Below are 18,474 nucleotides of genomic sequence, written 5' to 3'. Positions count from 1 at the left end.
ATGAGCAAGGACGCTTACATCCACAAGGTGCTGCCCGGTTCGCCGGGCAGCCCGCTGCTCTTCGTCTTCCACGGCACCGGCGCGGATGAGAACCAGCTTCTCGGTTTCGGCCGCGAGCTTGTGCCTTCGGCGACGATCATCTCGCCGCGCGGCGATGTCTCGGAGCAAGGTGCTGCCCGTTTCTTCCGCCGCACCGGCGAGGGCGTCTACGACATGGATGACCTGGCGCGCGCGACATCGAAGATGGCGGGCTTCGTCAAGGCGCATGTCGAGGCGGCGAAGCCTTCGGCGGTGCTCGGCCTCGGCTATTCCAACGGCGCCAACATCCTGGCTTCGGTGGTGTTTGCCGAGCCCAGCCTGTTCGATGCCGCGGCGCTGATGCATCCGCTGATCCCGTTCGAACCCCGCGTCCAGGGCAGCCTTGCCGGCCGCCATATCCTGATCACGGCCGGCAGGCGCGACCCGATCTGTCCGCCCAATTTGACGTCGCGGCTAGAGGCTTATTTGCGCGCCGACGGCGCCGATGTCACTGTGGAATGGCACGACGGCGGCCATGAGGTTCGGCCGAATGAAATCGAAGCGGCGCGGCGGCTGTTCGCGCTCGCGCCCGCTGAAGGAGGCAAGAACAATGGCTGACCAACTGCCCGAGATCGAACTTGAAGACCGCGGCTCCAAAGGGCGCTACGTGCTGCGCGGACCTGGCGGCGCCGAGGCTGAGATGACCTTCACCAAGATCGGCGAGCACCAGCTCATCATCGATCACACCGAGGTGCCGGATGTCTTTCGCGGCCAGGGCGCCGGGCTTCGGCTCGTCACCCGCGCGGTCGAGGATGCGCGCGCCGCCGGCAAGAAGATCATCCCACTCTGCCCCTTCGCCAACGCCCAGTTCCGGCGTCATCCGGAATGGGCGGATGTGCTGAAGCAGTAGCGCAGCGCTCCCTTCTCCCCTTGCGGGAGAAGGTGGATTGGCGCGCAGCGCCAAGACGGTTGAGGGGTGCTCCAGCGGAGTGAGACGCCGGCTTTCCTTGGAACACCCCTCATCCGTCGCCTTCGGCGACACCTTCTCCCACAAGGGGAGAAGGAAAAGCGCGCCTCTGACATTTGCACCGCCCGGCCATCTTGCCTAAGTTGACAGTTCGCTCGGACGAAACCTGTCGTCCCGCCTGTCACCGATTTGAATGGCTTCCCTGATGACCGATACCGACCTGATCCCCGTTTTCGACGGACATAACGACACGCTGCTTCGACTTTACCAGTCGAAGGAAGCCGACGTCGAAAAGCTGTTCATCGAGGGGACGCCGGGCGGCCATATCGACCTGCCGCGCGCCAGGAAGGGCGGCTTTGCGGGCGGCATGTTCGCGATCTTTCCGCCGCCGGTCGAAAAGTCGAAGCGCAGCGCGGTGCCGCCGGCGCCGAGCGACAACGAGCCGCTGCCGCCGGAACTGCCGCAGGCCGAGGCGATCACCTCGACCATCGGCATGGCCTCGATCCTGTTCCGGCTGGAGCGCGCGGGTGCACTCACCGTCTGCCGCAGCGCAGGCGATGTGCGGAACGCGATGGCCAAGGGCTCGATCGCGGCCGTGTTCCACATCGAAGGTGTCGAGGCGATCGATCCCGGGCTTGCCATGCTCGACGTGCTTTATGCCGCCGGGCTGCGTTCGCTGGGCATCGTCTGGAGCCGTCCGAACGCCTTCGGCAATGGTGTGCCGTTCCGCTTTCCGTCGTCGCCCGACACCGGGCCTGGCCTCACCGATGCCGGCAAGGCGCTGGTCAAGGCGTGCAACCAGCTCAGGATCATGATCGACCTCTCGCATCTCAACGAGAAGGGTTTTCGCGATGTGGCCGAGCTCAGCGATGCGCCGCTGGTCGCCACCCATTCCAACGTGCATGCGATCTGCGGCCATTCGCGCAACCTGACTGACTGGCAGCTCGGCGCGATCCGCGAGTCGGGCGGCGTGGTCGGCCTCAACTTCGCCACCGGCTTCCTGCGCGAGGACGGCCGCATGAATGCCGACACCAGCATCGACATCATGGTGCGCCACATCGATTCGCTGCTGCAGGCTCTGGGCGAGGACGGCGTGGGTCTCGGCTCCGATTTCGACGGCGCCATGATCCCGGCCCCCATCGGCGACGTCGCCGGCCTGCCCAAGCTCATCGACGCGCTAGCGGCACGTGGTTTCGGGCGCGCGCTGATCGAGAAGATCGCCTACAAAAATTGGTTGAGCGTGCTGGAACGGACGATCGGATAGGATCGGAGCTCGGCACTTTTCTCGCGTCGTTACGGATCTGCCTAAGCACCCATGCGCTTCAGCCATTCCTTGCCGATGCCGCGGTCGCGGATGATCGGCAAGGGGTTTTCCGCGTCGAGCCGGGCGCAGATGCGGTAGACCTCCAGCGTCTCGGCGTTCATCTCGCCGCGCTTGAAGAAGAACATCGCCGCCGCGTAGCGGGTGCGGCCGGACCACATCTCGCCGAGCGGCGTGTTGACCAGCTGCCACTGCTCGGCGGCTTCCGTGTCCGGGTCTTCCGCTTCGCTTGCCATCTCAGAAATCCGCCGGCGGGTTGGCGGTGCGGCGGTCGAGCTTGATGAAGGGCCGCGGCACCACCTTCGCCTTCTTCATCAGCTTCTGGTACTGCAGCTCGCGCATGGCGTAAATCTCGACCCAGAGGTCGTCGACGATCGTGTCGCCATAGGGCCGCTGCAGCGAGGCGAGCGCGATGTTGCGCTTGGCCATGGGCGACCACATCGCCGCGCTGACCAATCCGACGTCCTGGCTCTTGCGATAATAAACGATGGCATGCTCCGCCGGGATGTTGCCTTCGATCTCCAGCCCGACCAGCACGTGGCGCAGCCTCTTCTTCGAGCGGGCTTCGAGGATCGCGCGGCGGCCGTTGAAATGCCCTTTGTCCGGGTCGATCATGAAACCGAGGCCGATCTCGTCCGGCATGCGCAGGCGGTCGGTGTGGATGGCGTGCTCGGCAGCAGTGAAGTCGGCATTGGCTACGATCAGGCCAGCTTCGAGCCGCGCCCGGTTCAATGCCGTGTAGCCGATGGCGCGGACGCCGCGCAGCTCGCCCGCCGCCATCAGCCGGTCCCACAGGCTCAGCGCCTTGTCCGCTGGCACGAACAGTTCGTAGCCGAGATCGCCGGTAAAGCCGGTGCGCGAGATGGTGACTTTGCCAGTTCCTTGGGGAGCGCCGTCAAGCGCGAATTCGGCAAGGTCGAAGATTTTCAGCCGCTCGACGCCGGCAAAGCCCGCGTCGCGCAGGATGGCGAAGGAGGTCGGGCCTTGCAGCGCCAGTCCGGCGATCGCTTCGGTCTCGTCCTCGATGCTCACCTCATAGCCGATCGCGCTGTCAAGCAGCCAGGGCAGATGCCGCTCCTGCGAGCACAGGCGGAAGCGCGTCGGCGAGAGCCGGAACAGCGTGCCGTCGTCGAGTACGAAACCGTCGTCGTCGCACCAGGCGGTGTAGTGGACGCGGCCGGGCTTCAGCCTGGTCACGTCGCGCAGCGTAACGCGATCGAGATAGGCTTCGGCGTCCGGGCCCTCGATCCGGTATTTGGTCATCGGCGAGATGTCGAACAGCGCCGCCTGGCTGCGGATGGCGAAATATTCGAGCTCCTCGTCCCACAGCGAATGCGGCGCGCGGTAGCCGGCCCAGCTGTACCAGTCCTGCTTCAGCCCCAGCGCGTCGATGCGCGGCTGGAACGGCGTGCCGAGCCGCAGCGTGCGGAAGTGGGATTGCGCGAGGGTGCGGGCTGCGGTTGACGGCTTGATGGTAGGATGGTGGTTCATGACGGCGTTCCTTCGCGCCCCTCTCTGTCCTGCCGGACATCTCCCCCTCTAGGGGGGAGATTGGCCGTCGCCGGCGATTTCGCCAATCTCCGGCGTTGCAAGAAGGGCGCCGACAAACCGAACTGCTGATCTCCCCCCAAGAGGGGGAGATGCCCGGCAGGGCAGAGGGGGGCGCCGTAGAGCGTGACTTCAGCGATTTGCAAAACCATCTCTATGTCCTCATCGCGATGATGCGGCGCGCGGCGTTTAGGCCGGGCGCGCCGGAAATGCCGCCGCCGGGATGCGAGCCGGCGCCGGCAAGGAAAAGCCCTTCGAGCGGCGTGTCGTAGCCCGACCAGCCGGAGACCGGTCGCGACATCAGCATCTGGTCGGCCTGCAATTCGCCATGGTGCCAGTGGCCGCCGGGCATGCGGTAGCGCGCCTCGATGTCGGCCGGCGTCAAAAGCTCGGCGTGGCGGACCGTCGCGCCGATGCCGGGCGCATGGGTTTCGAGCTGCGCCATGATTGCCTTGAGGAATTGCGGCTTGCCGGTGGCCCAGCCCTCTCTCAGCCCGTAGGGCGCGTATTGCACCACGGCCGACAGCACGCAGGCGCCGGAAGGGGCGAGCGAAGGGTCGACGAGGCTGGGCAGCGTGATCTCCATCACCGGCTCGGACGAGAACTCGCCATATTTCGACGGGTTGAAGGCGCGCTCGACATGGTCGGGCGAGGGCGCAATGACGAGGCGCCCCTTGTGGCCGGCGGCATCGACGTCAGTGAATTGCGGCGGCCGGTCGAGCGCCAGATGGAGTTTTGCTGCGTCACCCTTCATGCGGATGTTCTTCATCTTGCGCACGAAGCCGGTATCGACCTCGCGCGGGCCGACGAGATCGAGGATCGTCGTGGCCGGATTGATGGCGGAAACGACGGTCCTGGCGCGCAGCGTCTCGCCGCTCTGCGTGACGACGCCGACGGCGCGGCCTTTCTCGACGATGACCTTGGCGACCGGCGAAGCCGGGCGGATCGAAACGCCCGCTTTCTCGGCCGCCGCGCGGATGGCGGTGACGACGGCGCCCATGCCGCCTTTGGGTTGGATCTGCGCGCCGGCCAGCCCACCGATCTCACCGGCAAGCCGATAGTAGAGGCCGAGCAGCGAGGTCGGCGAGCGCGGTCCCAGATGCGAGCCCAGCGTTGCGTCGAAGGCAAGCAGGCCCTTCAGCCGGTCGTCCAAAAGCTGTTCGTCAAGCAGGTCGTAGACATTCATCAGAAGCACGCGCAGGAAGTCGCGCATGTCTTCCTTGCCGAGCCGTTTCAGGGCCAGCGCGGTCTGGCCAAGCCCGGTCATTTCGGCGAGCGACATGTTGCCGAGGTCCGGCGGCCGACGCGACAGGAAAGGCTTCAGGATGTCGGCATAGCGGAGCAATTGCGCGCGCAGGTCTTTCCAGGCGGACTGCTCCGCCGAAGTTGCACCGGTCAGCACCTCGCCATAGGCGCCATGCAGCACGAGCGGACCGTCCTTCGACAGCGCCACCGACGGCACGAAATCGCCGCGCTCGACCGTTAGCCCGTGCCGCTCCAGCTCCAGCGTCTTCACCACATCGGGGTGCAGGCGGTTCAGCAGATGCGCGACCGCGGAGACGCGGAAACCCGGCGCGAATTCCTCGGTGCGCGCGGCGCCGCCGACGTCATTGCCGGCTTCGAGCAGCAGCACCTTGCGGCCCGACTTCGCCAGCGTGGCGGCGGCGACGAGGCCGTTATGGCCGCCGCCGATGACGATGGCGTCCCAGTTCAAATCAGATGACGTCATGGGCGGGGCTCATATGCAGGGTTGGCTTGGCGAGGTCGCGCAGGATCTCGGCGGCGGCGTTGCGTCCGGGCGCGCCCATGACGCCGCCGCCCGGATGGGTGGAGGAGCCGCACATGTAGAGGCCGCCGACCGGCGAGCGGTATTGCGCGTAGCCCGGCACCGGACGGTTGAAGAGCAACTGGTCGAAGGTGAGCTCGCCCTGAAAGATGTTGCCTTCGGTGAGGCCGACCTCGGCCTCGATCTCGCGCGGCGTGCGCACTTCCATGTGGACGATGCGGTCGCGGAAGCCTGGCGAATATTGCGCGATCTGGGAAATCACGCTTTCGGCGAAGCCGTCGCGGTCGGCGTCGGTCCAGTCGCGGCCATCTATCTTCGGCGGGGCATATTGCACGAAGCAGCTCATGAAATGCTTGCCCGGCGGCGCCATGGTCGGGTCGAGCGTGGTTGGGATCATCATGTCGAGGAAGGGATCGGCCGACCAGCGCCCGGCCTTCCAGTCGTCATAGGCGCGCTCCATGCGCTCGATGGAATCGGTGAAGTGCATGTCGGCGCGGTAGACCGGCGAATCCTTGGGCAGAGCCGGGAACTCGGGCAGAGAATCCAGCGCAATGTTGACCTTGCCGGAGGAGCCGCGGATTTTGAAATTGCGGACACGACGCAGGAAGATGTCGGGCAATTCCTTTTCCTCGACCAGCTTCAGGAAGGTGCGTTTGACGTCGGCATTGGAGATAACGATCTTGCCGTAGATCTCCTCGCCGCCGGCAAGCACGACGCCCTTGGCCTTGCCGTTCCTGATCAGCACATGGTCGACCTCGGCGCCGGTGCGGATGGTGCCGCCGCTAGCCTTGAAGGAGGCGGCCAGCGCCTTGGTGACAGCGCCCATGCCGCCGCGCGCATAACCCCAGGCGCCGACCGAGCCATCGACCTCGCCCATATAATGGTGCAGCAGCACATAGGCTGTGCCGGGCGACATCGGCCCAAGCGCCGTGCCGATGATGCCGGAAAGCGCGAAGTTCGCCTTGATGACGTCGGTCTCGAAATACTCGTCGAGGAAGTCGGAGATCGACATCGTCCAGAAGCGCAGGGTCAGCGCCATCTCCTCGGCGGTTAAGCCGGCGAATTTCCTGCCGAGATAGAGCAGCTCGCCGAGGTCGCGCGGCTTGAGGCTGGTCGGGTCGGGCGCCGTGCGCATCAACAGCGGCTGGATGAAGCGGCACTGTCTGGTGACGTCGCGCGAATAGCGGTCATAGGCTTCGGCGTCGCGCTTCGAAAAGCGTGCGAACTCGCGGCGATGCGCGTCATGGTCGCGGTAGTTGGCGAGGTAGTCGCCGTCGCGCGTGAACACCGCGCCGCCTTCATAGGAGATCACCTGCAGGCCGAAGCGCGGCAGTTCCAGGTCGCGCATGATCTCGGGCCGGAACAGCGAGCAGACATAGGAGCAGTTCGAATAGAGGAAGCCCGGCGTCAACTCGCGACTGGTGGCCGCGCCGCCGACCCAGTCATTCTTCTCGACCACCAGCACATCCAGGCCAGCGCGCTGCAGATAGCAGGCGTTGACCAGGCCGTTATGGCCGCCGCCGATGACGATCGCGTCCCATGCCTTCATGCGCGCCGAACCTCCATCCGGTTGCCCTATCGTCTTGTTTCCACGCAATTCCGGACGGAAAGTTACGGCGAAGTGGCCGAACCTAACCGCTTCACGCTTTTTCCTGGGATTGCTCGGTGCTTTTTGTTCCCCGATTGCGCGAATTTGGCACGGATCACAGTTTTTTGTCCAGTCATATTGAATGAATGTTCAACAAATGGTGTTGCGTTTTCCCGTTGATGCGCTAGGCTTTGCCAGCATTCTGACTGATCCACATCGGCATTTGGGGTTGAGGATCCGATGATCGGGACGGCTGACGCCGAGCCGGAATATGACGACACCGCCATCCGCTTCCTCGAAGCGCTGTGGGGCGAGGGCTACCTGTCGCCGGGCGGTCCGGACGAGGTCGACCGGGTGGTCGAAGGCCTCTCGCTCAAGGGCAAGACGATCCTCGATATCGGCTGCGGCGCCGGCGGCATCACGCTGCATCTGGCCGCGCGGCATGGTGCGGCCAGGGCCACTGGCTTCGACGTCGAGAAGCCGGTGATCGAGGCGGCGAGGCGGGGGGCGGTCCGGCAAGGTCTCGAGGGCCGCGTCAGCTTCGTCCAGGCGCCGCCGGGGCCGCTGCCCTTCGCGGACGCGTCCTTCGACGTCGTCTTCTCCAAGGACGCGCTGCTGCATGTGCCGGACAAGGACGCGCTGTTCGCCGAAATCTTTCGGGTGCTGAAGCCCGGCGGGGTGTTCGCGGCGTCGAACTGGATGATCGGGCATGACGGCGAACCGTCGCCTCAGATGAAGGCCTATGTCGCGGCCGAAGGTCTCTCCTTCGCCATGGCCTCGCCGGCGCGCTATGCCGAAGCCATGCGCCGCGCCGGCTTCACCGAGATCACGGTGCGCGACCGCAATCCCTGGTACCGTGAGGTCGCGCGAGAAGAGCTCGCCCGCCTCAAGGGACCGCTTTACGCGCAGGCCGCGGCAGCGGTCGGCGCGGCCTATGTCGACAAGAACATCAAGACCTGGGAGGCGATGCAGAAGGTGCTTGACAGTGGCGAGCACCGCCCCACTCATCTGCGCGGTTGGAAGCCGGTTGGATAGCCGGCGATGCTGGAGACCGTCACCCTTATGAAGACAGCAGATGCCACCGACAACGTCGCTGAATCGGGACGAAAAGGCGACGCCGAAAAGCGCGGCCGCAAGGCCTCGAAAGAGGTCAGGCAGCTGCAGCTGATCGAGGCGACGATCGATTCACTGGCCAAGCGCGGCTATGCCGAAACGACGATGGCGGACGTGGCCGATGGCGCGGGCCTGTCGCGCGGCATCGTCAACTTCCATTTCGAGAGCAAGGAAAAGCTGCTGATCGCCACGCTGCAGCACATGTATGACGAGTATTCGGCGCATTGGCGCACAGCCTTGCAGAAGGCGGGCAACGATCCGGCGCGTCAGCTGCAGCATCTGGTGTGGGCCGATTTCGACCGCTCGATCTGCAACAAGCGCAAGCTCGCCGCATGGCTTGCCTTCTGGGGCGAGGCCAAGTCGCGGCCGACCTACCAGGCGCTGAGCAGCTCGCGCGACGCCTATTACCAGCAGGTCTTCATCGACCTCTGCACGACGCTCAAACAGAGCGGCAGCTACGCCTACGACCCTCAGGTCATCGCCCTGGCGCTCAGCGCCATGCTCGAAGGCCTGTGGCTGCGGCTGATGATGGGAACGGAGGACACGACCCGCGAAACAGCCCTGCAGTCGGCCAACGCATTCTTGGCCGCCGCCTTTCCGAAACACTATGGCTAGCAAAAGATGGGGCTAGCAAAAGATGGGGCTAGCAAAGGATGGGGCTAGCAAAGGATGGGGCTAGCAAAAGATGGGGCTAGCAAAAGCCGGGGTTAGCAACAGCCGGCCAAACAAGACCGGCAAAAACCAAAAGAGGATGGAACAGAATGAAGAAACTCAGCCGACGCCTGACACTGACATTGGCGCTTGGGAGCGCGATTGCGGCTTCGGCAGCAGCGTTCGCCGTCGCTGCCGACAAGGACCTGATCGTGTTCGACTGGTCCGGTTATGAGGATCCGAGCTTCCATGGCAAATATGTCGAGAAGAACGGCGCCTCGCCGACCTTCGCCTTCTTCGGCGACGAGGACGAGGCGTTCGAGAAGATCCGCTCCGGCTTCAAGTCCGATCTCGGCCATCCTTGTTCGCAGAGCGTGGTGAAATGGCGCGAGGCCGGGTTGCTGCAGCCGCTCGACACGTCGAAGATCGCCGGCTGGAAGGACCTCAACCCCGGCATCATGGCGATGAAGGATCTCGCCACGACGCCCGACGGCAAGGCCTGGTTCATGCCGTGGGACTGGGGCGATACCCAGCTCACCTACAATTCCGACAAGATCGCCGAAAAGGACGTGCAGTCGCTGAAGGTGTTCGCCGATCCGAAATATAAGGGCAGGGTGTCGATCGGCGACAATGTCGATGACGCCTATGCGCTGGCCAGCCTCGCCATCGGGCTGAAGGACTGGACCAAGATGACGGACGAACAGTTCAAGCAGGCGTCCGACTTCCTGCGCCAGGTGCACAAGAATGTGCGCTCCTACTGGACCGATACCACCGACATTGTGCAGTTGCTCTCCGGCGGCGAGGTCGATCTCGCCTGGGCCTGGAACGACGCGACGGTGCAGTCGGTCAAGGCCGGCGTGCCGATCAAGTCCAAGAAGGACACCGAGGAGGGCATGTCGACCTGGGTATGCGGTTACGTGCTGTTCAAGAACGCGCCGGGCAACACCGACAAGGCCTATGACTATCTCAACGCGGTCAACGACCCCGAAGTCGCCAAGACGCTGGTCAAGGACTGGGGCTACGGCCAGGCCAACGCCAAGGGCATGGCCGGCGTCGACCCGGCGATCCTGAAGGAAAAGGGCTACGACAACGTGGAAAAGTGGGTCGACAAGACACTGTTCCAGCAGCCGCTGCCCTCGGAGCTCAAGCTGAAGATGATCGCCGAATTCGAGAAGATCAAAGCCGGCTATTGAGCCTTGTGTTGGCGGTTGGCCAGGGCCTCGTTCCAGAGGCGGAGTTGCCCGTGACCCGCCTGCATGCATCCTCTTCCCGTCTTCGCGACGGGGAGAGTCGGTGCCGAGTTCAGCCATGTGACTTCGGTCGGGCTCGCCAACGGCTTTGAATCCTCCTACCTTCGGTCAGTATTCGTGAAGACCAAGGCCGGCTATTGAGCAGCATCATCGAAAGAACCGACGTCGTCATCGTCGGCGCCGGCTTCACTGGCCTTGCCGCCGCGCTCGAGTTTCAGCGCGCCGGCATCGATTTCCTCTTGCTGGAGGCGCGCGACCGCGTCGGCGGCAGGGTGGAGGCCGTCCGCAACGGGCTCGGCGAGCGTATCGACAGCGGCGGCCAGTTCCTGTGCGTGGACATGCCCGAAGTGATGGCGCTGGCCAAGGCCCACGGCAAGGCCTTCGTCGAGACCTATGTCGACGGCGAATTCATCACCCATCCGTCGTTGACGCCGGCGCGGGCGGAGCGCACCTACCATGTCTCGATGGCCATCCGCGAGCGTATGAACCGGATCGATCCGGACGATCCGGCCATTGCCGGGCTGACCGTTGCCGATTGGCTGCAGCGCCAGGACGATGAGCCCGATGCCAAGGCCGCTTTCCGTTCGCTGGTCGAGGGCCTGTGGTGCCTGGCGGCGGACAAGGTGCCGCTCTGGTACCTGATCGACAATGATCGCCGCATCACCAACGAGGTGTTCGAGCTGCAGTATTTTCTGGGCGACACCATGCAATCGCTGGCCGAGGACCTGGCCGGCGAACTCGGCGACCGGCTGCGGCTGAACGAAGCGGTGACGCGTGTCGAGCGGGGGCCGCAAGGCGTCCGCATCAGCACTGTTGCCGGTATGATCGAAGCGCGCGACGTCCTGGTCGCGCTGCCGCCGGCGACAGCCGCGAAGCTCGATTTCGCGCCTGCCCTGCCGGCAGAGCTCGCAGGCGCGCTCGGCGTCTGGGAAAGCGGCGCGGTGATCAAGATCCTGGTGCGCTACGCCAAGCCGTTCTGGCGCGAGCAGGGCCTGTGCGGCATGGTGATGTGGCGCGACCTGCCGGGGCTGTTCGCCTGCGACGGCAGCAAGGATGCCGACCATGCCGCGCTTGTCGTCTTTGTCGGCGGGCCGCTGGCGCTGCGCTGGCATCCGCTCGACGAGGCGGCGTTGCAGGCGGAAATCACTGCCAGGCTTGTTCAGGCGCTCGGCCCGCAGGCGGCCGACGTCGTCGATTTCAGCGCGCGCGACTGGACGCATGATCGTTGGAGCGGCGGTGCCTATAGCGACCTCATCGTCGACGTGACTGCGCGGCATGCCGAGCGCGTCATCCTTGCCGGCGCGCCGCCGGTCTATTTCGCTGCTTCGGAAGTCTCGCCGTCCTTCCCGGGCTATGTCGAGGGCGCGATCGTCGCCGGCCACATCGCGGCTGCGAAGATTCAGTCGGCCATCGCGACCAGCGCCTCGGGATCGTAGGCGAGGCGGATCGGCGCGCCGACCGGAATGTCGTCGGCGCCGAAATCGTTGGTCTCGGTCACCGAAAGCGGCTTTTCCAGTCCGGGGATCTCGACGATCAGATGCGTGATCTCACCGAAATAGTGACGCTCGACAACCTTGCCCGCGACCTCGAACTTCGCCGAGGCGTTGTCCCACAAAACGCGCAGCCGCTCCGGCCGTATGCCAAGCGTGGCCGCGCCGCCATTGCGCACGAAAGCCCTCGGCTTGTCGGTCCTGATGCGGCCGAAGCCCAGCGTGTCGAGCACCAGGGAAGCGCCGTTCTCCTCGACGATCTCAGCCTTGACGAAGTTCATGCCGCCGAGGAAATCGGCCACCTGGCGGTTGACCGGGCGCTGGTAGATTTCCTTGGGCGAAGCGACCTGCGCGATGCGGCCGCCGAACATGACGGCGATGCGGTCGGACATCGCCAAGGCCTCGTACTGGTCGTGTGTGACCAGCACGAAGGTGATGCCGACCGCCTGCTGCAGGCGGCGCAGTTCGACCTGCATCTGCTCGCGCAGCTTCTTGTCCAGCGCCGAAAGCGGCTCGTCCAGCAGCAGCACCTTGGGCCGCATGACCAGCGCGCGGGCCAAAGCCACGCGCTGGCGCTGGCCGCCGGAAAGCTCGGTGGCGCGACGCTTGCCGAGGCCGGTCAGCGACACTTGCGCCAGCGCTTCCTCGACGCGGCGCTTCTCCTCGCCGGCGCCGAGCTTCAGTCGCTTCAGCCCATAGGCGACATTCTGCTCGACATCGAGATGCGGGAAGATCGCGTAGCTCTGGAAGACCATGTTGGTCGGCCGGCGGTTGGCGGGGATGCCGTCCATCGGCTGGCCGTCGACGGCGATGGAGCCGCTGGTCGGCGTGTCGAAGCCGGCGATCATGCGCAAAAGCGTGGTCTTGCCGCAACCGGAAGGCCCGAGCAGCGAGAAGAACTCGCCCTCCCTGATCGCCAGCGAGGCATTGTCCAGCGCTTTGAACGATCCGTAGCTGCGCGTGACGTCGCGGATCTCGATCATGGTGCGGTCCGATTGCGTGCGCTCGGATTGGACCCGCTCAAGCATAGAGGCCTCCCTCGTTCTGGGTGCGTCTCGCCGCGCGGCGGCGCAGGATTTCGGCAATCGTCATCAGCAGGAAGGACGCGAAGAGCAGCAAGGTGCCGAGCGCCAGCACGCCGGGGAGCTTGGCCGCGAAACGCAGCTGGCCCCAGATGTAGATCGGCAGCGTCGCCTCGGTACCGGTGAGGAAGAAGGCGATGATGAATTCATCGAGCGAGATGGTGAAGCAGACGAGCAGGCTGGAGATGATCGCCGGCGCCACCATCGGCAGCGTAACCCGCCGGAAGGTGCCGAAGGCGCTCTCGCCGAGATCGGCGGAGGCCTCCTCGAGGCTGCGGTCGAAACCTTCGAAGCCGGAGGTCAGCACGGTCATCGAATAGGGGATGCAGACCAGCACATGGCCGAGCACGACGGTGAACAGCGACAGGCTGAGGCCGAGCTGCAGCATGACCAGCAGCATCGAGATAGCGACGATCACTTCGGGAAGCACCAGCGGCGCCATGATCAGCCCGTTGATGGCACGGCGTCCCGGGTAACGGTAGCGGGTGATGGAGCGGGCGGCGAGGATGCCCAGCACCGTCGACAGGATCGAGGCGGAGACGCCGACGATCAGGCTGTTCCAGGTGGCGTCGATCAGCGCCGGCGTGCGCGGCAGGTCCTCATACCAGTGCAGCGTGACGCCCGAGAGCGGGAATTTTGGCGTCGCCGCCGTGTTGATCGAGAAGATCGGCAGGAAGATCACCGGCAGATAAAGGAAAAGCAGATAAAGGACGGCGTAGGTCGACAGCCAGCCGGGCAGGAAACGTCTTATCGCCGTCATCGTGCCAGCCTCTGCAGGGCGCGGAAGACCAGCACGGTGGCGCCGGCCATCAGCGAGACGATGATCATGGTGGTGACGGAAAGCGCTGCACCCAGCGGCCAGTTCGACGCCTTGCCGAATTGCGCCTGGATGGCGTTGGCGATCATGACGCCGTCCTTGCCGCCGACGAGCTTGGGCGTGACATAGTCGCCGACCGTCGGGATCATGACGATGAGCGCCGCCGAGATGACACCGGGCGCCGACAGCGGCAGGGTGACGCGCAGGAAGGAGCGCAGCGGCCCGTCGCCGAGGTCGGTAGCCGCCTCGACCAGGGTCCGGTCGACTTTCTCCAGCGAAACGAAGATCGGCAGGATGGCGAAGGTCGCCCAGGCATGCGTCAGCGTGATGATGACGGCGGTGGAATTGTAAAGCAGAGCCGTCGACGGCTCGTCGATGATGCCGAGGCCCATCAGTCCGGAATTGAGCACGCCGTTGTAGCCGAGGATCACTTTCCACGACATCACGCGCAGCAGGTAGCTGGTCCAGAACGGGATGGTGATGAGGAACAGCCACAGGCTCTTGTGTCGGCCGCCATGGAAGGAGATGAAATAGGCGATCGGGTAGGCAAGCGCCACGGTCAGCAGGCTGACCGTCAACGAGATGTAGAGCGAGCGCCAGAGCAGGTCGCGGTAGATCGGCTCGGTCAGCGCGATCCGGTAGTTCTCCAGCGTGAATGTGTGGTCGATGGTGAGATAGTTCTGCGTCCAGAAGGAATGCGCGATGACGACCAGGATCGGCAGGACGAGAAGAATAAGGGCATAAACGAAGGTAGGGCTGATCAGCGCAAAGCCCTGGACGGCTTCCGATTGCAGAAGGGGACTTCGTCTCGATCCCGCCACGCGCAGCGGGGGCGACCCTTCCGCCGCCGCCGTCACTGCAGCGCTCCGGGCGTGATCTCAGTAGCTGGCTCGGACTGTCCCGCCATGCGGCCTTCCCATTCGCTCACGCCGACTGCCCGTTCCCATTTTATGCGTGGAGCGCGTGGCTCCTTAGGCTTGCCGGCTTTCTTTAATGAAGAGCGCATCCGCCGATTGAAATCAAGCGCTATTTCTGCAATATTGATTGAACGGACATTCAAAATGAAGTGATGAAAAGCTGAATTTCCATGGTTTTCCACGTCGTTTGATACCCGGCGAAAATTCAGCAATCCTGGCAATGCGAGGCGAAGATGGCGGCTCAAAGCAAGATCAAGGCAGGCGAACTCATCGAGCCCGGCGATAGCGATGTGGTCGAGCTCGCCAAGCGCCATCTCGTGCAGCCCTGGCCCTATGCCGGCTCGGTCGGCAACGAGGCGCGCGCGCTGATCGGCGAGGGCGACGGCATCTACATCACCGACGGTTCCGGCAAGCGCCTGATCGACGGCCCGGCCGGCATGTGGTGCATCAATGTCGGCCATCGCCGCGAGGAGCTGGCCAAGGTGATGTACGACCAGGCGATGGCGCTCTCCTACAACACGCCCTGGTACACGATGAACGCGCCCTCGGCCGAGCTTGCCCGGCGCATCGCCGATGCCGCACCCGGCGACCTCAGCCACACCTTCTTCACCACCGGCGGTTCGTCGGCGGTGGAGACGGCGCTGCGCTTCATGCAGTTCTACAACAATGTGCGCGGACGGCCGGAGAAGAAGCTTATCCTCAGCCGCGGCGGCGCCTATCACGGCTCGACCTATCTGTCGGCCTCGCTCAACGGCCGGCCGCGCGACCGCGACTGGATGGACGGCGCCGACGAGCTGGTGGTGAAGCTGTCCTCGCCCGATCCGTTCCGGCGCCCGAAAGGCATGAGCATCGCCGCCTTCTCCGATTTCCTTGTCGACCAGTTCCGCGACACGATCGCGCGTGTCGGCGCCGACCGGATCGGCGCCTTTATCGGCGAGCCGGTGCAGGCTTCCGGAGGCGTCGTCGTGCCGCCCGACGGGTATCTCAAGCGCATCCGCGAGATCTGCCGCGACAACGATATCCTCTATGTCTCGGACGAGGTGGTGACCGGCTTCGGGCGGCTCGGCCACGTCTTTGCCTCGGGCGACGTGTTCGGTATCGACCCGGACATGATCACCTTCGCCAAGGGCGTGACATCGGGCTATTTCCCGCTCGGCGGCGTCATCATCTCGGAGCGGCTGCTGGAAGAGCTGCGCCGCTCCAACCACCCGGATGCGCTGTTCGGCCATGGGCTGACCTACACCAGCCATCCGATCGGCTGCGCGGTGGCGCTCGCGAATCTCGACCTGCTGGAAGAGGGCGTGCTTGCCCATACGCGCGAGATCGCGCCCTATTTCCAGGCGCGGCTGAAGACGCTGGAGGAGCTGCCGCTGGTCGGCGAGGTGCGCGGCTTGGGCCTGATGGCTTGCGTCGAATGCGTCGCCGATCGCGAAAGCAAGGATCCGCTGCAGCTCGACAAGGATGTCGGCAAACGCATCGACGCGCATTGCCACGAGCTCGGCCTTCTGGTGCGGCCGCTGATCAACATGTGCGTGATGTCGCCGCCGCTGATCATCACCAAAGAGCAGGTCGACGACATGGTGGCGATCCTGCGCGAAGGCATTTCGCGCACCATGGATGATTTGCGGAAGGAAGGGGTCTGGCGGGGGTGAGCGCCTTGCCTTCTCCCCGTTCCACGGGGAGAAGGAAGAGGGCTACCCCCTCGACCGCAGCGCGTCGTTCAATCCCCACATGTCCTTTTCCTCGGGCGCCGTCTCGAGGTTCAGCACCGGGACCTGCTTGCGCAGATGGTCGTGGTGGGTGCGCACGCCATATTCGAGGTCGGAGAGATAAAAACCCTCGAAAGCTTCCGACAGCATGGATTCGTTCGACCAGACGGAAAGCTGGACGTCCTCGCTCATCGTGTCGCGGTCGATACGGTAGGCGAGGTAGCGCGCCGCCGCCTGCTCGCGCGTCTCGTCCCTGTATCGGTAGATGGCGCCGCGCAGCAGCGTCTCGCCGGTCGACAGCGGGAACTCCTGATAGAACTGGACGGATTCCGGCATGATCGACAGCGCGTTGTTGGGGAAGATGCCGTAATAGATCCAGGCCTTGCGCAGATGCTCCGGCAGATGCGTCGGCTCGGGCGAGAGCTTGATGTACTGGTTGACACTCCAGCGCCGACCGGCATGTGGATTGTAGGTCGCGAAGGAGCGCGACACGCCGTTGATGAAAGGCTCGTCGAAATAGGTCGCGCCATAGAGGTCCTGCAGCGCCGGATGCGCCATGGCGACGTGATAGCCTTCATTGTCGACGTCGCGTACCGACTTCCAGTTGACCGGCGATTTCTGGGTCCAGATGCCCCAGGACGGCACCATGTCGGCGATATTGTAATGCGCCATCTCGGCTTCGATCGGCTTCAAGAGCTCGGCCACCGAAGGCTGCGGGCCGCCTTTGCGGAAGCGAATGAAGATGAAGCCCATCCAGATTTCGAGGTCGAGCGGCATCAGCCCGAATTCGGTCTTGTCGAGCTCGGGGAAGGAGCGCGGACGGGCGGCACCTCGTAGCGTGCCGTCGAGATTGTAGACCCAGCCATGGAACGGGCACACCAGCGCGTTCTTGCAGGTGCCCTGGCTGTCGGCGACGACGCGGCTGCCGCGATGGCGGCACATGTTGTTGAAGGCGCGCACGACGCCGTCCCTGCCGCGCACGATCAGCGCGCGCTCGCCGATGACGTCCATGGTTAGATAGTCACCGGAATTGGGCACGTCGGAGACATGGCCGGCGATCTGCCAGTGATTGCGGAAGACGTGTTCCTTCTCGAGCTCGAGAAGGGCGTTGGAATGGTAACTCCACCCCGGCAAACCCCGCCGGTCCCAACCGTTGGGGATCGCCACGTCACGGAGGTGCGGGTTCATGGGAATGCTCTTCTTTTTGTTGAATACTCATTCAACATAAGCATATTTTTCTTTGAAATGCAATGGCTTGCGGAAATTCGGAAATTCCGTGACGGCAAGTTCGTCTCCGCCGGAGCCGGAAAAATCCCGGAAAATCCGGGTGTTAATCGAGGAAGCGGAACAGCGGTTTGCGAGCGCCGACACCTGCCTCGGAGAGGGCATGTCTCGATTGATCTCGAGCGTGCTGCAGATAGCGGCGGGGCGCTCGATTTCAGGCATTTTTGTGTGAGGCTGTTTACAGTCCGCCGGGCGCGGCAGGCGCATATTTTAGCCCGACCAGCTTCGATGTCCGGTCGAATGGTTGCCGCGGATTGGGAATGCCGCCGCGTCCGGCGCCTGTTTCAATCCTGTTACACAGGCAATCACCGCCGATCATCCGGCCGTTACTTGGTGCGATTATGTTCGTTTCATAGCAAAAAGAAAGATAACGAAGGGAACAACGATGTTTGCGAAAGCTCGTGCCGCCGATGCCAATCGTCGCCTGGATGGGCCGGAACGCAATGACCGCAGGCCGAAGCTTGCGCTGCGCCAGCGCGCCAGCGACCATCCGATGGCGATGTTCATGCTGATCGGTGCCTGCGCCTTTGTCGGCATGCTGGCCGCACCTGCCTCAGGTCCGGCTTTCGCCTCGATCAATCCGCCCGCCAATGTCGTCGAGGGCGCCCAGACCACGCTCAAGACCGCCCGCCTGCCGGAACCTTCGATAGATTTTGCCTGCAAGGGCCAAAATTGGGGCGCCGAGAGCATCGACTGCCTGCGCGCCATCGCCGAGCAGTCGGGCCAGCACAGGGAGCGCGCGGTGCGCATGATCGCCAACGCGGCGCCGCTCACCAACACGCCGAACGTTTTTTAAGACCTCCCCTGAGCGCACCCTCCGCGCTCGAGTCAGGCTCCCGCCGCTACGTCGGTCGGGAGCCTCTTTTTTTCGGATCCGGCGATATTCAGGTGAAGCCGGCCTGCGAGTGGCGGCTTCCTACGCTTCCGGTGCTC

General features: G+C 64.3%; 19 protein-coding genes. 9 read left to right on the top strand and 10 right to left on the bottom strand.

Annotation, left to right across the window (positions count from 1 at the left end):
• From RFM52_RS17215 to RFM52_RS17205, 3 genes are all read left to right on the top strand, one after another.
• Window positions 1–636 (top strand): alpha/beta hydrolase, encoded by a 636-nt coding sequence (locus RFM52_RS17215; protein WP_320296585.1) that lies wholly within the window; start codon window positions 1–3, stop codon window positions 634–636.
• Window positions 629–928, top strand: a complete 300-nt coding sequence (locus RFM52_RS17210) for a GNAT family N-acetyltransferase (RefSeq protein ID WP_027166574.1) — start codon at window positions 629–631, stop codon at window positions 926–928. The genes RFM52_RS17215 and RFM52_RS17210 overlap by 8 nt, the downstream gene beginning before the upstream one ends.
• 262 nt (window positions 929–1,190) lie before the next feature.
• Window positions 1,191–2,249 (top strand): dipeptidase, encoded by a 1,059-nt coding sequence (locus tag RFM52_RS17205; protein ID WP_320296586.1) that lies wholly within the window; start codon window positions 1,191–1,193, stop codon window positions 2,247–2,249.
• A 41-nt stretch (window positions 2,250–2,290) separates the two neighbouring features.
• Here RFM52_RS17205 and RFM52_RS17200 read toward each other — a convergent pair whose 3' ends face one another.
• The 4 genes from RFM52_RS17200 to RFM52_RS17185 form a co-directional block, all read right to left on the bottom strand.
• The gene (locus RFM52_RS17200) at window positions 2,291–2,542 is read right to left on the bottom strand and encodes a hypothetical protein (RefSeq protein WP_320296587.1); all 252 of its coding nucleotides are present in this window, start codon (window positions 2,540–2,542) and stop codon (window positions 2,291–2,293) included.
• A 1-nt stretch (window position 2,543) separates the two neighbouring features.
• Window positions 2,544–3,797, bottom strand: coding sequence for an aminomethyl transferase family protein (locus RFM52_RS17195; RefSeq protein ID WP_320296588.1), 1,254 nt, complete (start codon window positions 3,795–3,797; stop codon window positions 2,544–2,546).
• A gap of 211 nt (window positions 3,798–4,008) precedes the next feature.
• Complete coding sequence (locus RFM52_RS17190; protein ID WP_320296589.1) at window positions 4,009–5,583, bottom strand: phytoene desaturase family protein; 1,575 nt, start codon at window positions 5,581–5,583, stop codon at window positions 4,009–4,011.
• Window positions 5,570–7,189, bottom strand: a complete 1,620-nt coding sequence (locus tag RFM52_RS17185; RefSeq protein ID WP_320296590.1) for a phytoene desaturase family protein — start codon at window positions 7,187–7,189, stop codon at window positions 5,570–5,572. The genes RFM52_RS17190 and RFM52_RS17185 overlap by 14 nt, the downstream gene beginning before the upstream one ends.
• A 279-nt stretch (window positions 7,190–7,468) precedes the next feature.
• On the opposite strand from RFM52_RS17185, the gene RFM52_RS17180 reads away from it, so the two are divergent.
• The 4 genes from RFM52_RS17180 (at window position 7,469) to RFM52_RS17165 (ending at window position 11,678) form a co-directional block, all read left to right on the top strand.
• Entirely contained in the window at window positions 7,469–8,263 is a 795-nt protein-coding gene (locus RFM52_RS17180) for a class I SAM-dependent methyltransferase (protein WP_320296591.1), read from the top strand.
• Between the two features lie 6 nt (window positions 8,264–8,269).
• Complete coding sequence (gene betI / locus RFM52_RS17175; RefSeq protein ID WP_430699265.1) at window positions 8,270–8,956, top strand: transcriptional regulator BetI; 687 nt, start codon at window positions 8,270–8,272, stop codon at window positions 8,954–8,956.
• 146 nt (window positions 8,957–9,102) lie between these two features.
• A complete protein-coding gene (locus tag RFM52_RS17170; protein WP_320296593.1) occupies window positions 9,103–10,185 on the top strand; it encodes an ABC transporter substrate-binding protein in 1,083 nt (360 codons plus the stop codon).
• Between the two features lie 194 nt (window positions 10,186–10,379).
• On the top strand, window positions 10,380–11,678 hold the full coding sequence (locus tag RFM52_RS17165; protein ID WP_320296594.1) for a flavin monoamine oxidase family protein: 1,299 nt from the start codon (window positions 10,380–10,382) through the stop codon (window positions 11,676–11,678).
• Here the strand turns inward: RFM52_RS17165 and RFM52_RS17160 are convergent.
• The 4 genes from RFM52_RS17160 to RFM52_RS17145 are packed head-to-tail and all read right to left on the bottom strand — an operon-like array spanning window position 11,642 to window position 14,793.
• Entirely contained in the window at window positions 11,642–12,715 is a 1,074-nt protein-coding gene (locus RFM52_RS17160) for an ABC transporter ATP-binding protein (RefSeq protein WP_320296776.1), read from the bottom strand. The genes RFM52_RS17165 and RFM52_RS17160 overlap by 37 nt on opposite strands.
• Window positions 12,716–12,752: 37 nt before the next feature.
• Window positions 12,753–13,574: an ABC transporter permease gene (locus RFM52_RS17155; RefSeq protein ID WP_320296595.1), complete on the bottom strand. Its 822-nt coding sequence runs from the start codon at window positions 13,572–13,574 to the stop codon at window positions 12,753–12,755.
• Window positions 13,571–14,488 carry an ABC transporter permease gene (locus RFM52_RS17150; RefSeq protein WP_320296596.1) on the bottom strand — a complete coding sequence of 306 codons (918 nt, stop codon included), beginning with the start codon at window positions 14,486–14,488 and terminating at the stop codon, window positions 13,571–13,573. The genes RFM52_RS17155 and RFM52_RS17150 overlap by 4 nt, the downstream gene beginning before the upstream one ends.
• Window positions 14,485–14,793: a hypothetical protein gene (locus RFM52_RS17145; protein ID WP_320327864.1), complete on the bottom strand. Its 309-nt coding sequence runs from the start codon at window positions 14,791–14,793 to the stop codon at window positions 14,485–14,487. The genes RFM52_RS17150 and RFM52_RS17145 overlap by 4 nt, the downstream gene beginning before the upstream one ends.
• On the opposite strand from RFM52_RS17145, the gene RFM52_RS17140 reads away from it, so the two are divergent.
• Window positions 14,782–16,200, top strand: coding sequence for an aminotransferase (locus RFM52_RS17140; protein WP_320296597.1), 1,419 nt, complete (start codon window positions 14,782–14,784; stop codon window positions 16,198–16,200). The genes RFM52_RS17145 and RFM52_RS17140 overlap by 12 nt on opposite strands.
• A 42-nt stretch (window positions 16,201–16,242) precedes the next feature.
• Here the strand turns inward: RFM52_RS17140 and RFM52_RS17135 are convergent, their stop codons facing one another.
• Window positions 16,243–17,445 carry an aromatic ring-hydroxylating oxygenase subunit alpha gene (locus tag RFM52_RS17135; protein ID WP_320296598.1) on the bottom strand — a complete coding sequence of 401 codons (1,203 nt, stop codon included), beginning with the start codon at window positions 17,443–17,445 and terminating at the stop codon, window positions 16,243–16,245.
• 27 nt (window positions 17,446–17,472) lie between these two features.
• On the bottom strand, window positions 17,473–17,748 hold the full coding sequence (locus tag RFM52_RS17130; RefSeq protein WP_320296599.1) for a hypothetical protein: 276 nt from the start codon (window positions 17,746–17,748) through the stop codon (window positions 17,473–17,475).
• A gap of 178 nt (window positions 17,749–17,926) precedes the next feature.
• On the opposite strand from RFM52_RS17130, the gene RFM52_RS17125 reads away from it, so the two are divergent.
• Entirely contained in the window at window positions 17,927–18,337 is a 411-nt protein-coding gene (locus tag RFM52_RS17125; protein WP_320296600.1) for a hypothetical protein, read from the top strand.
• Window positions 18,338–18,474 lie beyond the last annotated feature (137 nt).

This window comes from Mesorhizobium humile, assembly GCF_033977215.1.
Taxonomy (GTDB): Bacteria; Pseudomonadota; Alphaproteobacteria; order Rhizobiales; family Rhizobiaceae; genus Mesorhizobium; species Mesorhizobium humile.
This window is presented reverse-complemented; position numbering and strand designations above follow the sequence as displayed.